The following is a 14,651-nucleotide window of genomic DNA, read 5'->3' as shown; positions in this document are numbered from 1 at the left end:
AACATGATGATATATAAGTAATTGGAGGTGCAGGATAAGTTTTTTAAGTGTATGAGCCAGTAACAAGGAACGCCAAGCTGTTAAGCCTGGCGTTAAATTTTATGTGTATTTAAAGGATAATTAAACCCTTTTGAGTAGGGTACCTATGTATTATGCTATCAATCTTTAAGGTAACATATATAAGATTCCTCATTACGGAATTTATCTAAAAAACCCGTTTGACTCTACAACTTAAATGCTGCATTTACACCTAAACCGAAAGTCCACTTACCTTGTAAAGCCCAAGCACTATGATCTCTTCCAGTCATATAGTCAGGTCCAGTAGCTAATATAATTCCGATATCATTACGAGCTAAAACACAGCTTAATGCAGGAGAAAATACAAAGTTGCTTGGAGTATACTTTGTGTCGATAGCTCTAGACAGTGGTTCTTTAGATAAGCTTGCAGAGCCAAATCCAAAATTAATACCTGGTGTTATTGAATAATTATTTGATGACCTAGCAGTAAAGTTTGTCCACCCAAACGAGTATCCAAAGTTTAAACCTAAGTTATATGTCCCGGCTATAACATTACTAGACCATTTATTACCCATGTAATCTGTGACACCAGGTCTAATTTTTAACTGTATTGTATTTACACTGAATATTAAACTTCTATAAGGAATTGTTACAACCCAAGTTGGATCACCTAACGTATTTCTTTTGGGGATTACGATCTTCAAATCGCCAGTAGAGGTGGTGCTGCCGATAACACCTGGGGTATTACATACTGCATTGCTTCTTATATATGACCAGCCATCCAAATCCAAAGTGCCTTTGTTGTTATTTATTACGCACTTAAACACGTTATCCGTAGAACATATCTGGAGATTTGGTGATGCTGTATTCTGTATGTAAATATTTTTGGCATTAAGTTTATCAAGCTTCTTTTTAGTAATTCTGTAATGGAAACTGGATTTTGCTCCAGTTGTCTGTGCCATTAGGTAATGTGTTCCGAAGGTAATTAGCGCTAATACAAGCAGATTTTTTTTCATAATAATCGAGATTAGGTTCGCATAAATATATTACTTTCATTGAGTATTATAAAGTAGAATAAACTATTATATATACTTGCGTTGAGCAAGAGTGGTGTGTCTTTAATTTTTTGATTGTCAGAACAATATGGCATTTATAATTCATGGAGGATACGTTTGGCTGAAAGTCATAACAGTTTATAGTATTGCAAAAAGAATAATATTATATTTATTATTTCTATGATATATCTCTTTATTAGCTGCTAAAGAGTTTTATGAAGCCCCTTTACGAGGCTTCGTTAGTAATGTCAAGTATGTAGTCGGATGCTCGCTGGGCTTGGGCAGCAGCTTTTATAAGGAGTGTTTTATCGTTACGCAAGGCTTTTAACCAGTTCTGTATATAAGCTGCGCTGTTGACAAGAGTAGATTGTTGAATTCCGGTAATGGCACATAAGAATGCTGCAGTCATTTCTGCGGTTAGCTCTTCTTTGGCATAGTTAGTCTTACCAAATCCATCAGTATCTACCAGTTCCTTACGGTTAAGTCTGTTCTGATGACCGGTACTATGTGCCAGCTCGTGAAACAGTGTGCTGTAATAGCTTTCTGCTTGGTTAAAGCTTTGCAGTGATGGTACAACTACCGTGTCAGATACCGGTGTATAGAAAGCTTGGCTACCGTTAGTAATCAAGCGTGACGGGTTAGGCATGTTAGCAACAACCTGCTCGCAAGCTTCAATACGCTCATGTTCGCTTTTAATGAGTGACTGTATCTCAGGAAACACAATGCCTTCAGTCTGGTCAATGTTAAAGACGGTATGAACCTTGGGAACCATGCGTGTTTGTGGTTTTTCATCGTTGTTAGCTGTTGTAGGCTGTTCCTGGTTGCTGTTAGCTGCATTGCCCTTAAGTTCGATGGTAGCCCAGTATATGATCTTAGTGCCTGACTGGCCCTTCTTAATGGTGCCTCCTAAGTGCTGCGCTTGTTTGTAAGTGATGTAGTAAGGAGCCGTATAGCCTTTAAGCGAACTGTGAAAGTTTAGCCAAAGCAGGTTCCAACCTCGATATTGAATTCCCGTGGTGATGTTCTTAGGTAAGCCTGCGCTGTTCCAGGGACATTGCCAGATAACGGTGCCTTCTTCGAGTGCTTGGATAACTGCATCGGTAACTTCCTGATAAGTGTCTTTAAAGGTAGTAGATGCTCCGTTTGCCGGTTTGTTTTTAGTGTACGTTGCCATAATCTTAAACTGGTTTTAGTGAATGATGTAATGGATTATGGCAGCCATATCGCCAAACGAGGGCAATAAGGGCAAGGTGGAGATCGGGAAAACTGCAGGAACATGGAATAAATGGGCAGCGGGAGGGCATAGCGGGTTTATGCCGTGAAAGCCTGCTGTTTTGTTGATACAACCTTGGTGGAAACTGGAATGAGCGTAAAGGCACCCGTTTGCAAGCGTGTTGGCGAACTTTGCTTGCCATTATCAGTTACAGCTCAGTGTGGGGTGGGTAATTGTTTAGAAATTGAGGTGCGTAAAGATGTGGGACATTTTATTGTCAGTAGGTCTATTGTAATATTACTTGCCTTAAAAATGTCCCACCATTCACTACCATTGGACGCAGGAGTTTTAGCTTATAAAGAGTGACTGATGAGTATATAAGTCAATTGAGCTAAATCTATATCAAGCGTTAACACGTTTAAATAAAATTATAAAAATAGGTTAATGGTCAAGCTCATTGAGTCTTATTACTTATAATATTTTCACGTTTGTGCACTGATAATTATTCGTAATTCACCTTAATATCTCTAAGCTCAATTGTACCTTCTGTCATTTCCGCATTGTCGGCATAAAGTCGCCATTTTATACTGCATTCCTTATATCCTTTGGACAATATAATTGGAGTTAAACTAGCTCTCATTCGCATTCCTGGCAACAATGGATTAAATCGAGCTGCGCTATACACTGGTTGAGGTGTTCTATCGTTTGTATAACTAACAACGTCTTTAATAGTATTATCTTTCAAAATTGCGACTTCGTCATAGCCAAGATCATCAATCATATATTCAAGGCACTTTGTTGGCAATGTCACCATACAATTAATGTATTTTGCGTACACATCACCAACATTTTGAAAATAGAGCTCAAGTATTATTTCATCCTGATGATCAATTGTGATCGAAAAGCTAACGTTTATAAGTGGGTGCTTGGGCCTGTTAATTATGTCTTTAATTTCATAGTCGTGCATTGGTTCTGAACTGAAATTAAATCTTTTGTAATATTTTCTATCTATAGCTTGATGAGCAGTTGTGCCTTTTGGAATTTCAACGACATATACAACACGATTTTCGTCAAATATTTCGATAGGATGTATAATCACGCCTGTAATTCTAGGTTGAATAGAATTTTGAATAATCTGTTCCAACCATTCTTTAGAAATTGTTTTCCTATCTATAGGGTCAATTTCAGATGCTAAATGTTTGTTTAAGCTATCCTCCTTTAGTCCATAGACAATTACCCCACCTGCGGAATTAGCGAATGCAGATACGTCTTTAGAAATTTCTTTGGTCTTAAGGTCGTTTCTTTGAAGTGCTCCAGCAGCCTTATAGTCTAAGTTGAGGTTTTCTTCGATTTTGTTGTTTATGAGGTTTGTTAAGTACTCCTGATCAAACATAGTAGTAGTAGTATAAGTGAACGAATATCATTATAATAGCTTGCCAGAACGAGCTAACTATAAATGCCATCGATGAGCTGCTTAGCTTTAGCAGGGTTTAAACGTATTATCAAAACGTGAGTGCAGTTTACCAAACCAGTTACAAAGGTGGTTCTAAAAGGTGAAGCTATGAAAGCTTTTAAAAAAAGCCAAGATAGTGCTAGCAAGCTTTACCCAAGCACTAAAAATACTGATTGGTATATCATTGCAATAGGTTCGTTTACAATGCTTAAAGGCAAACCTCAGATTGAGATGAGAGAGCCAAGATTGATGAATATAGAAGTCATTGGATGTGCAGGATAAGCATCTACAACTTGTTCAATGACACATAGTATAATAACAAACGCCAAGTTTTCTGCTTGGCGTTTGTTTCTAATTATCCCTTTGGTGGGAAAGGGTCACTTCCATAACTTCTTTCTTCTTGGATTGTACCATCTGACTTATGAATTCTTACTGAACTTACTTCTTTGTTCTTAGCGATTTCGATTGCACGTTCTACAACTTCTTGTTTGGTATTTCCAGTCACAGAAGCTCTCTCTCCACCCTCTTTCTTCGCTTGCCAACCGTCTTCAGTTTTTGTCACGTGATATGTTACTCTCTTAGCCATAATTGTAATTATTGGTTATATATAAAGTTAATAATTACATTACTACACTGCAAATCAAAGTTTTAAACACACAATTGAGTTATTAACATAATAGTTCATCATAACCATATGGTGCAGGTTTAAAGATCTAGAAAAAGTTAAACCCATTGTTAGAAGCAATGGTAATTAGTGGTTGAAGTTGCTCCTTATATCGCTGCTTTGCCCACTGGCCATCGGTTTGAATTAGACTCAACTCAGGTAAGATAGTCAGGTAGTCTTCGAGATATTTATTCCTTGGGTTTACCTGTTCCATTACTTCTATAGCTGTGGCTTGTAACTTGTAAAAAGGTTCAAAGTAAGTGTCGAGGCTGGGCAGCTTATTACTCTTAGTACAATTGAAAGATTTGTCAGCAGGTATGAGGTTCCAAATCAGGTCATGAGAAACAAAGGCAAAAGGTATGAAGTGTTCTACCGCATAGTTGCCAATGCTCAGCTTCTCACCAGTATAGATGCAATCCACTGTTCCTACCTCTTTCAAAACTACATCCCAATAGTTCTTTCGTTGACCTGTAAGACCGGTACGGATTGCCGGCTTGATGAGCTTACCTGCTATATCTGGAACGTTTGGATTGCGGTCTTGTAAGTATAATGTTAAGTTCCAATAACAATAGTCTTTCAATACCCTTGCGTTGTAAATTAAGTACTCAAACCAATTTGGGTTTACAATAATTCTATCCTTTTCTAATGAGTAAAGGCAGTCATTATCGAAAATTTTAGAACGCTCATAAATCTCTTTGCGGTCTGCATTTGGAAACCAAGGGCTGAGAAACCAATGTGGTACTTGCTTATTAAAGTGATTTAGCTTTCTAATGGATGTTTGGTTCTCTGTTGTTGCTAATCTTTCAAGTACAGCGATTTGCTTTTCATCTACACCAAGAACTTCTTCCATTAACAATGTTTCAATTGCACTTTGAAGCTGATCTTGATGCCCAAACGAAACATGAAAATAATTAACTGTGTACCAAGCATTAGATATCATGCCGGCAAATAGCTCCCGCTTATAGATGATAGACTTACGGTGCTCGACAGCTTGTAATATGGAAAGGAACCAATAAAACTTATAGGTAGTTACTTTGCTGTTAAAGCAGGCAGCTAGTTTGTTTACTGGTAAGCCTGGGTGTTGAGGTAAGGACACTTGTTTATAGGTTTAAGGCGTAAAGCTTGCTAAAATTAGTGTTTTAGCTGCAATATCTGCAAAAATCACTGTTTAGCCTTAGGTGAGGTAATATGCAGGTTTTAGCTGTTAAACATTCAAGTCTACCTTTTAAAAGGTGAGAGGTGCAAATGAATGGGATGTGCTACTGCGATCGAAACATTACCAATTTTCCAGAAAATCTTTAAAAGTATCTTATAAAAGGAGAGTTGCAAAAAGTTGATATTTTTTGGAAACTAAGCAATGACTGCTATTAGTTTATGGTTAATCATTGAGGAGCCATGCTCGGCTTAAGGCATATAAATTGTCAATTCAGGAAGTGTAGGCTTGTAAAGCTTGGTATTCGCGATTAGCCTTTAAAAACACTAAAAGGCAGGCGACTTCTAAAGAAGGTATTTGAATTGATGCTAGCTAGCGTTTAATCCATGATGGTGCATTTGTCTTCTGTAAAGCTCTTGATCTCGCTCGTAAAAGTAAAACTTACTGTGAAATACCTTATTATATAATTGCTTGTTCCACATATCAAAACTAAAGGCGGATGTTGTTTTCAATTGCCTGTATATTGTCAGCAACATCTCATGAACAGTTGGTTCCTGCTCAAGATTGCATCTTATACCTAGCAAGAACATATCATTCTGATCTGTTGGTTCTTTGAGCAAATCAAAGTAAGCAAATACCTGCTCATCAGATTTACTATGAAATACTTCCACCGAATGGTCTAAATGATTATTATAGACCTTTATCACTAGCGCTCTGTCAAAGTCAATGTTTAGATAATTGAAAACGGCAACTATTTCGTTTCCTGTCAATTCGCTTTCCCAGCCATTCGTATCTCTCAGGAGTTCACCAAAGCAGCAATGAAAATAGAACTCTACAAATCTCCTCTTATCTAACCAGTTTTTTCTATTGTGGTGAAGGTCGGTACTTAACATAGGCTTAAGATACAAATCTGATATTTAAGGATAATAATTTTTAAATAAAAAGGATCTATTATAGCAGTCTTCTTAAAAGAGGCTACCCTGAATACCATTGATTGGTTGCTTAGCACTAACTGGTTCAAAAGGTTTATCAAACTTAGATGCTGTTTCCTTAACAGGTTTTGAATACATGCAGCTTTTAGATGAGTCTGTAAACTCGTTGTATTACGGATAGTAGCACCCATCAAAAAGTACGGTATCGACTTTGTAACCGGTGTAAAACTCATTACTGATACTGTTCATATGTGCTATCTCACCTTGTAAAGAATTAAGCAGCATGTTGACCAACGCCATGTTACAGTAAGTAATATCCAGGTCTGCACCGTATAGCAAGCAACTGCGGTTAAGTTTAGCAACTGCAAGTAACATTCTGCCACTACCACAAGCAGGGTCGAGAACTTTCTTACCGTCTTCTATATCAACATCGACCTGCATTGCAGCCATCATATCACAAATTGGTTCGGGAGTAAAGTACTGACCGTTGTGCCCGTTGCTTATTGCGTTCATGTACAATTCGCCTAATGGGTCGTGTATATCTTCCGACAGTTCACCTATAATCGTTATAAGTTCAACCAGCTGTTTGACTTTAGGATGATTGCGGTAGGTGTCGAGTGCTTTTTGTTGCTCCAACTTATCAGCGTACCTTTTAAAAGGTAAAAGTGTCCAATCTAATAAGTCAGTAAATGCAGTGTGCAATGATTGTCCATAAGCAAAACATTCAAAAGCAGTCAATAGCTGTGTAATCTCTGTCATAGCAGAAAATTTTATATTCGAGTGAATTCTCGAAGCAGACTCACTTCTGAACAGACGCACTAAAGGCAAGGTGGAGATTGAGTAATTGCGGAGGCTCCTGACAGGGATGTCCAATTACTAGATCCTACCTTGAAGTTAGCTGAAACTGTGTGCGGCTGACTTATCTAACTTTGGGCAAAGAATGAAAATAGTCGATTCCTTGCTTATCCTATTTTATCTCAGTAGGTTTAATGACAACTAAATTTAAATCACGATTAAGAATGGATAACTCCTATTTTGTTTACGCTGAACCAGAAAATAAAATTTTAATCGAACGACTTCATATTTGTACTTGGGAGTTTAAGGATGAAACTTCTTTGATTGAGTTTGGGTTTGAGATCGATTTCAGTTCCATTGAAGATAAAAAGAACATCCTCCTCAATATATTTATTCCTTGGTTGAATAATGACTGTATTGTAGAGGATTTTTATTTAAAGCTAAGCACCTCAAATAATAGCCGCTTTATCTTTAATGATTCAATTACGCATACGGTATCATTAGATGGAGGTAGAAATCTCAAGGGAGTTATTCATGAATTCAAAAGCCGAAACCAACTTTGCATTCATCCCATTGAAATTGAAGTGAATTCTATATTGAAAAAAATCAACGTTGGGCTAGACCTTTCTAGATACTTAGATCAGATAAAAAAACTTGTGGCGAAAGATGAAAACGTTAAGAAGCCCAACCTTTACTTCCGCTTTGCAGTTAAACCGAGGAATCCGGTGATTGCAACGATTAGAAATGGGATTACTAAATCAACAATCCTTTACGACATAAAGGTAAATGAACGGCGTAACATACCAGAAGAGTTGATAGATGAAATTGAAAAAAATGAATTATGTGTCGTTAATACATGCTTCTGCTTTAATATCGTTCCTAATAGTTATGATTTAGTTTTCTTTGACAACTCTTCACTTCAGAGTGTAAGGACTCTCGAATACGAAGCATTTAAGTCTTATTTAAATGATAGTCGTATTAAAAAGGATGAACTTCTTGTTGTTTTTAATAAAAGATCTAAAGGAAAGCCATTTTCTTTTTTCAATATCTACGCGAAAGAGCGTATAGGCGCAGGACAGTTTGCATTAGCAACATTAGTGAGCTTCGTAAGTGGTATCTTTTTATTTATTCCCGCGTACAGAAAAAGTTTCAAACCAGAGTTAACGCTTTATGATGTTTGGACAAATTTACCGTCTGAAATATATATCGGATTTGGAATCATTCTTTTGACTTTAATATTGTTCCTCCGTTATTACTTACTAACTATTTTGAAAAGTTGGTATCAATCTCTAATGTAAAGCTTAAGCAATGAAAGCATTGTTAGATACTAATATCATCATTCACCGCGAAGCCGGAAGAGTGTTCAATCAAGACATAGGAATACTATTTAAATGGCTAGACAAAGCCAAATATGAAAAATGTATTCATCCGATCACAATTCAAGAAATAAACAAAAATCCCAATAAGGTTACTGTAAACACCTTTAATATCAAACTTGATAGCTATGAAGAGCTCCAAACGATAGCTCAAATATCTGGTGAACTAGCAACTCTGTCAGCAAAAGTAGATGTAAATGAAAACGATAGAAATGATTCAGCGCTATTAAATGAGGTTTACTGTAATCGTGTTGATTTATTAATATCAGAAGATAAAAAAATTCACAAGAAAGCATCCTTATTAGGTATAAGTGAAAAGGTGTTTACGATAAACTCATTTCTCGAAAAAACAGTAGCTGAATTTCCCGAACTAGTAAACTATAAAGTTCTAGGTGTAACAAAGAAATATTTTGGAGAATTAAATTTGAAAGATCCATTCTTTGATACATTTAGGGAAGATTACGAAGGCTTTGATTATTGGTTTAACAAAAAGGCAAATGAAATTGCGTATGTCACTTTCAATGAAAGAAGTATATTGTCATTTCTCTTCATTAAAGTAGAAGGCAGAAATGAAAATTACTACGATATCACACCAGTATTTAAACCAAAGAAGCGCTTAAAAATTGGAACTTTCAAAGTTGTAAGTAATGGGCTTCGACTTGGAGAGCGCTTTTTGAAAATCATATTTGATAACGCCTTATTGAATCATGTAGAGGAAATATATGTAACAATTTATGATAAAAGAGATGAACAGAAAAGGTTGATTAACTTATTAGAAGAATGGGGATTTGCCTACTATGGTGTTAAACACTCTTCAAGAGGCGATGAAAGAGTGTACATACGATCTTTTACTCCAACTTTTGACTTTAAGCACCCTAAGATAACATATCCATTCGTCTCAAGTAAAACAAATGTTTTTTTGGTGCCAATCTATCCTGATTATCATACTGAATTGCTTCCAGATTCAATTTTGAATAACGAATCGCCGAAAGATTACATTGAGCATGAGCCTCATAGAAACGCAATAAGCAAGGTATATATTTCTAGGTCTGTTGAAAGGAATGTTAAAAAAGGCGATATAATGATTTTCTATAGGACAGCGGAGAAAGGTAGAAGCGCATACTATACGAGCGTGATTACTACTATCGCAATTGCCGAGGATAAAATCGATAATATAGAAAATGAGTCAGAGTTCATTGTTAAATGTAGAAAGCGCAGTGTATTTACTGATGAAGAATTGAAAAAGTATTGGAATTTTAAACTTAATTCCCGGCCATTTATTATTAACTTTTTATATGTTTACTCGTTCAAAATAGGAAGAAGAATCAATCGACAAAAGCTTTTAGACGCTGGAATTCTTATGGGAAGCGAGAACGAGCTAAGAGGATTAAAAAAGATTTCGCAACAACAGTTTGATTACATTGTAAAAGAAACGGATACTGATGAAAGTATTATTGTCTATTAAACCACATTATGCAAACTTAATATTTGACGGAGTTAAGAAATATGAATTTAGAAGGTCGATATTTAAAGAGAAAGTCAATACAATAGTTGTCTACGCATCATCGCCGCTACAGAAAGTAATAGGGGAGTTTGAAATAGAAACAATATTAAATGAAAACCTACAATCGCTTTGGGAAAAAACAGAAGCACATGCAGGTGTAGACAAGGCATTTTTTTTTCAATACTTTGTCAATAAACAACATGGGTTTGCTATCAAAATAAAAAGCACTAAGAGGTATGAGAAACCGCTTTGTTTAAAAGATGACTACAAGTTGTCCCCACCTCAATCTTTTCTTTATTTGACTGAATAACGCTTATCAGACTGCTCGTTTGTATATGTTTAGTTCGAATGACCACCATAAATATTTATGCTTAATTAGAGGGATCAAATAATTACCTATTAATAGATTAATAGATTGGATTATATAACCGCTAAGGTGTTTTGATTGAGAATTAACATGACATTTTCAAATATGTTATGGATTCTATAGATCTATTCGAAAAATTTTAACTATTTATAGGTATGTTAAATTGATGAGTTAATATTTTGGTCAGATACACCTTTTAGCCACCTATTTAGCGGTATATCATTAATTATATGAATTATAATCTTTCCAAGGTTAGTAAGCTTAGGTTCACTTGGCCTTGATGTACCCAAGCGGTTTCCGCTAATATAGGAAGACTCATATGCCTTGAAATCCGCAACTGTGTGTTCAAAAATGACTAAATCAAGTGACTGAAATTGGTACAATCTCGGGAAGTTGAACCTGCTTGGAAATCCGTGATATCCATGTTTGTCGTTGTAGCTTAGAGCCTGTAAATCACATAGCTCGATTTTCTCTAATATACCTTTAATTCTTATAAATAAATCTTTTGAGATGTCCGCCCTTTCATAGAATTTACATGCGCGAGCTAGATATACGGCTTTTTCAGCGTATTCTAATCTGTCAATAGCTAAGACTATAAACTTTCCAAATTTCTGCCCGTAAATTGGGTCGTTGTTGATTTTATATACTAAGTTTTTTCGCTCATCGTAACTTAAAGAACTCAGGTTGGTTAAGAAAGCTACGCATTTTTCGATGAGATGGTAATCTCGTACACTTCCATAAATCTTGCCTAACTTTGCGACTATAGAGAGTCCCGGAGTCATGCCAGTTATTTGTTCTAAAATATCATCCGCCCTTTCAGCGATAAGCTCTTTTAAATTTTCTTTTGCAACGTCCGCTTCTATCGAAGTTGCCATATCAATAAGGTGATTCATAAGGTAAAGTAGACAATTTTAAACACCGCAAATAGATACTATGCAAATGGAGCAAATTGAATTATTTTCGCTGCATTAATCCATGTCAGTCCACATAGCATGCTTTAACTACAATGAACATATCAATCGACTTTATGGTTTATATAATTTAGTTCGGTCTTATAAAAGCCAATTCTGTTACAGAGTCAAGTTCACATGTTATTTGGTTTTCCATTACCGTCATAGACAAAGCATTATTGTATACAGTTTTGTTTCCGTCTTTATTATAGCATACTAAGTGAATGGTTTTAAAATTAAGTGAAAGCTTTTTAATTTCAACAGCAATAATGCCGTTTACACTATCTCTATAAGCAACAGTGTTTATATTAGAGTATCCATAATAAGCCTTGGAACTTTCACTGTAACTGAGATTTAATTCGTTATCAGCTAACTGTTTGTTCTTGACTGATATCGAAATATTCCACCTTCCTCTCATTGGATACTTATCACTTTGAAAGTAATCTTTATAAACTCCAACACTAGTTCCTAGTATTGATACGATTGCTGCACCATAAACCGATTTACTAATCCATTCATTTTTGAATGGTAAAATGCCCGTTGCATCTAGGATCCATAAGTATATAACGCTGGCGAAAAGAGATACGCATATAGTGATTAATAATTGCGAAGCAGTCGGATTTTCCAATTTCATTGAATTATTGACTGCTGGAAATAAAATACTGGCTAGCATTAAAAATAGTGCGAATGTGGGTAATGCTGCTTTGTAAATGGCGTGATTGCCAAATATTCTTTCCATTGGATTCATGGCTTATAACTTTATGATACGATATACAAAATTATAAGGCTAAATATAACCCATAATCGGAAATATAAAATATATCCATAGCTGTATGCGACTGTAATGAGGTGTTGAGTGTGAATAGTAGTTTGTTATGGTTATATAAATGTGCTTGAGCAAGCGCTAGGCGCTGCTTTTGACCAGTGGACTTTATGTTGATATTTCAAAAGCTGTGACAATTGGGAAGCTCGAACGACTAACAGGCGAGCCTAACAAGGAAACCGATTGACTTTGGTTGTAATAAAGTGATAGCGTAATGTGACCAAAGGCAGATAAAGGTTTCATGAAGCAACACCTTTGCTTAATTCAAAGCAGGTGACAGATTGCAGAAGCGTAGGGTTAAGGATGACTGCACATTTTATTTGTGGGTAGTATTAGTGTAAAGGAATAGAAATAAAAATGTGCGACATTGAGTGCGGTGGAGCAGTGGAGTGAAACGTGCCGGCAGGCTTGTTGAACGTAACGACATCTGGCGACTACTTTGATAAGCTTAGGTGATGCGGAATACCTAATTTCCTGCGTGGACTGTGTGGGTGGCCTTAACGAAGCAGGAATAAGCAGAGATTGCCTTATCCCGTCTTAAGCAACCCTCAGCGGGGAAGGCAAGTAATGGCTTATGAAAAGAGTCACATTGAGTAATTGAAATAATTGACTTCAAATTTTGTGTGCTGGACACCATTTATTTATATCTTATTTTTACTTTTAAAAGTTCAGATTTTCGAATTTTAAAGTAAGTTTTATGAGATTAACTAATCAGGTATATGGTGTGTCAAATGATTTAGTTGATACTTATATCGAACGTAACAATGTTGATGAGGCATTTCTTAGTGGTTTGCAAAAGAATAAACATATAATTATCTATGGTGCTTCTAAACAAGGTAAAACATCATTAACTAATAAACATCTGAGAGATACAGATTTTATAAAAGTTAATTGTTCTCCGACGGCTACTACGTTAGATATTTATAATTCAATTGTACGTCAATTGAATGTTGAAATAATTGAATCAACTGAAATTACGACAACGATGGGTGGTGAAGTTAAAGTTGGTTTAAAAGCGAAAGTTCGTTTCCCTTTTTTTGGAGGTGCTGATGCCGAGACTGAAGCCGCTGCGACTGGAGAACGAGAAACTGGAAAAAAATATAAGACGGTTGATTACAATTTAGCTTTGGCGCAAGACCTTTCGGAGCTGTTAAAAAACGTAAATTTTCAAAAACGAGTAATATTAGAAAACTTCCATTATCTAACCGAAGATGTTCAAAAGCAGTTATCTATTGATTTGAGGATATTTGAAGATTACAATATACTATTTATTATCCTTGGCATTTGGCGAGAAAAAAATCGATTGTCTCAATTTAACGGAGATCTTGTAGATCGAGTGATCGAAGTTCCTGTGGAACCATGGGAAAAAACGGATCTTATCAAAATAGTTGAGCAAGGATTGCCTTTACTAAATGTAAGCTTTAATAACGTTGTTGATTATATAATCGAGAGTTGTTTCGATAGTGTAGGTGTTTTTCAAGAAATTTGCAAGGAGTCTTGTTATGCTGCTGGTTATCATGATACTCAACAAGATGCCCGAGAAATTACTATAGAAAATGTTGATACTGCAATTAAGAAGAAGCTTGAAGATTATTCAAGTCGGCATACAAGATGTTTAGAAAGTTTTATTGAGCAAAGAGCTCGAAGTTCACAAGATGTTCCTCTTTATGTACCTTTCTATTTTGTGAAAGTACTTTTCCAGGAGCCGATTGATATTATCATTCAAGGTTTAAAAAGAAAACCTTTACAGGAGAAAATAAAAGAAATCCATCACAGACCAGATGATGTTCGACCATCTGACATGGGTTATTTCCTAAAAAATTTGGTGTCAAGTCAAATTTCAAAAAATATTTCGCCTCCAATTTTTGATTTTGACAACAGTACTAACTCGGTTAAAATAATTGATTCAACGTTTTATTTCTTCATTAAGAATTGTGATAGAGAAGACGTTATTGAGAATTTAGATATTCCAGATGGCCTTTTAAATACCTAAGTCGGCATATAATTATTGATTGAATTGCAGCGCTTACCTAATAAGTACAGCGCTGAAATTGAGATTTTATAATCCACAATTATTATTTCATTTCAGGTGGATCCGCTAAAAACATAGCGCCAAAGTATAATATTACAGCACCTACTATTAAAACTGTTCGTGCAGTAGTGTTCCATATCGTAAAATCTGAATTAAGTTGAGTGAATGATATACCGGCATACAATAAAATCATTAAAAAGGCATACAGCAGCCAGCCTCTGGCATTTTTAGACATTGGGTAAAGGTGTTGAATACCGAGAGTCCAACATCGGTTGGGTTTACAATAATGCAATGGACAAGGCTGCATTACAAATTT

General features: G+C 35.8%; 15 protein-coding genes. 5 read left to right on the top strand and 10 right to left on the bottom strand.

Going from position 1 to position 14,651, the window contains the following annotated elements; all coding sequences use genetic code 11:
* Positions 1–224: 224 nt before the first annotated feature.
* From AAGR14_RS14255 to AAGR14_RS14245, 3 genes are all read right to left on the bottom strand, one after another.
* Entirely contained in the window at positions 225–1,034 is an 810-nt protein-coding gene (locus tag AAGR14_RS14255) for a hypothetical protein (RefSeq protein ID WP_342644897.1), read from the bottom strand.
* 265 nt (positions 1,035–1,299) lie between these two features.
* Positions 1,300–2,247 (bottom strand): zincin-like metallopeptidase domain-containing protein, encoded by a 948-nt coding sequence (locus AAGR14_RS14250; RefSeq protein WP_342644896.1) that lies wholly within the window; start codon positions 2,245–2,247, stop codon positions 1,300–1,302.
* A 541-nt stretch (positions 2,248–2,788) separates the two neighbouring features.
* Entirely contained in the window at positions 2,789–3,679 is an 891-nt protein-coding gene (locus AAGR14_RS14245) for an ATP-binding protein (RefSeq protein ID WP_342644895.1), read from the bottom strand.
* Positions 3,680–3,847: 168 nt separating this feature from the next.
* Here AAGR14_RS14245 and AAGR14_RS14240 point away from each other — a divergent pair, with 168 nt between their 5' ends.
* Entirely contained in the window at positions 3,848–4,021 is a 174-nt protein-coding gene (locus tag AAGR14_RS14240; RefSeq protein ID WP_342644894.1) for a hypothetical protein, read from the top strand.
* Positions 4,022–4,094: 73 nt separating this feature from the next.
* Here the strand turns inward: AAGR14_RS14240 and AAGR14_RS14235 are convergent, their stop codons facing one another.
* The 4 genes from AAGR14_RS14235 to AAGR14_RS14220 form a co-directional block, all read right to left on the bottom strand.
* The gene (locus AAGR14_RS14235; protein WP_342644893.1) at positions 4,095–4,325 is read right to left on the bottom strand and encodes a DUF2188 domain-containing protein; all 231 of its coding nucleotides are present in this window, start codon (positions 4,323–4,325) and stop codon (positions 4,095–4,097) included.
* Between the two features lie 127 nt (positions 4,326–4,452).
* Positions 4,453–5,499: an HNH endonuclease domain-containing protein gene (locus AAGR14_RS14230; RefSeq protein ID WP_342644892.1), complete on the bottom strand. Its 1,047-nt coding sequence runs from the start codon at positions 5,497–5,499 to the stop codon at positions 4,453–4,455.
* 425 nt (positions 5,500–5,924) lie between these two features.
* Positions 5,925–6,449, bottom strand: a complete 525-nt coding sequence (locus AAGR14_RS14225) for a hypothetical protein (RefSeq protein ID WP_342644891.1) — start codon at positions 6,447–6,449, stop codon at positions 5,925–5,927.
* Positions 6,450–6,659: 210 nt separating this feature from the next.
* Positions 6,660–7,247, bottom strand: coding sequence for an N-6 DNA methylase (locus AAGR14_RS14220; protein ID WP_342644890.1), 588 nt, complete (start codon positions 7,245–7,247; stop codon positions 6,660–6,662).
* Positions 7,248–7,507: 260 nt separating this feature from the next.
* On the opposite strand from AAGR14_RS14220, the gene AAGR14_RS14215 reads away from it, so the two are divergent.
* Genes AAGR14_RS14215 through AAGR14_RS14205 form a run of 3 tightly spaced genes read left to right on the top strand, consistent with a single transcriptional unit; the run spans position 7,508 to position 10,473 of the window.
* Positions 7,508–8,581: a hypothetical protein gene (locus AAGR14_RS14215; protein ID WP_342644889.1), complete on the top strand. Its 1,074-nt coding sequence runs from the start codon at positions 7,508–7,510 to the stop codon at positions 8,579–8,581.
* 10 nt (positions 8,582–8,591) lie between these two features.
* Positions 8,592–10,124, top strand: coding sequence for a PIN domain-containing protein (locus AAGR14_RS14210; protein WP_342644888.1), 1,533 nt, complete (start codon positions 8,592–8,594; stop codon positions 10,122–10,124).
* On the top strand, positions 10,102–10,473 hold the full coding sequence (locus AAGR14_RS14205) for a hypothetical protein (protein ID WP_342644887.1): 372 nt from the start codon (positions 10,102–10,104) through the stop codon (positions 10,471–10,473). The genes AAGR14_RS14210 and AAGR14_RS14205 overlap by 23 nt, the downstream gene beginning before the upstream one ends.
* 215 nt (positions 10,474–10,688) lie before the next feature.
* Here the strand turns inward: AAGR14_RS14205 and AAGR14_RS14200 are convergent, their stop codons facing one another.
* Together AAGR14_RS14200 and AAGR14_RS14195 are read right to left on the bottom strand one after the other, a co-directional pair.
* On the bottom strand, positions 10,689–11,423 hold the full coding sequence (locus AAGR14_RS14200) for a hypothetical protein (protein WP_342644886.1): 735 nt from the start codon (positions 11,421–11,423) through the stop codon (positions 10,689–10,691).
* Positions 11,424–11,571: 148 nt separating this feature from the next.
* Positions 11,572–12,228 carry a hypothetical protein gene (locus AAGR14_RS14195; protein ID WP_342644885.1) on the bottom strand — a complete coding sequence of 219 codons (657 nt, stop codon included), beginning with the start codon at positions 12,226–12,228 and terminating at the stop codon, positions 11,572–11,574.
* A 772-nt stretch (positions 12,229–13,000) separates the two neighbouring features.
* Here AAGR14_RS14195 and AAGR14_RS14190 point away from each other — a divergent pair.
* Positions 13,001–14,296 carry a hypothetical protein gene (locus tag AAGR14_RS14190; RefSeq protein WP_342644884.1) on the top strand — a complete coding sequence of 432 codons (1,296 nt, stop codon included), beginning with the start codon at positions 13,001–13,003 and terminating at the stop codon, positions 14,294–14,296.
* Positions 14,297–14,378: 82 nt separating this feature from the next.
* On the opposite strand, the gene AAGR14_RS14185 is transcribed toward AAGR14_RS14190, so the two are convergent.
* Positions 14,379–14,570 carry a hypothetical protein gene (locus tag AAGR14_RS14185; RefSeq protein WP_342644883.1) on the bottom strand — a complete coding sequence of 64 codons (192 nt, stop codon included), beginning with the start codon at positions 14,568–14,570 and terminating at the stop codon, positions 14,379–14,381.
* Positions 14,571–14,651 lie beyond the last annotated feature (81 nt).

It is taken from the genome of Mucilaginibacter sp. CSA2-8R, assembly GCF_038806765.1.
In the GTDB taxonomy this organism is placed as follows: Bacteria; Bacteroidota; Bacteroidia; order Sphingobacteriales; family Sphingobacteriaceae; genus Mucilaginibacter.
Note: the sequence above shows the minus strand (reverse complement) of the source record. Positions and strands in the feature narration are given on the sequence as shown.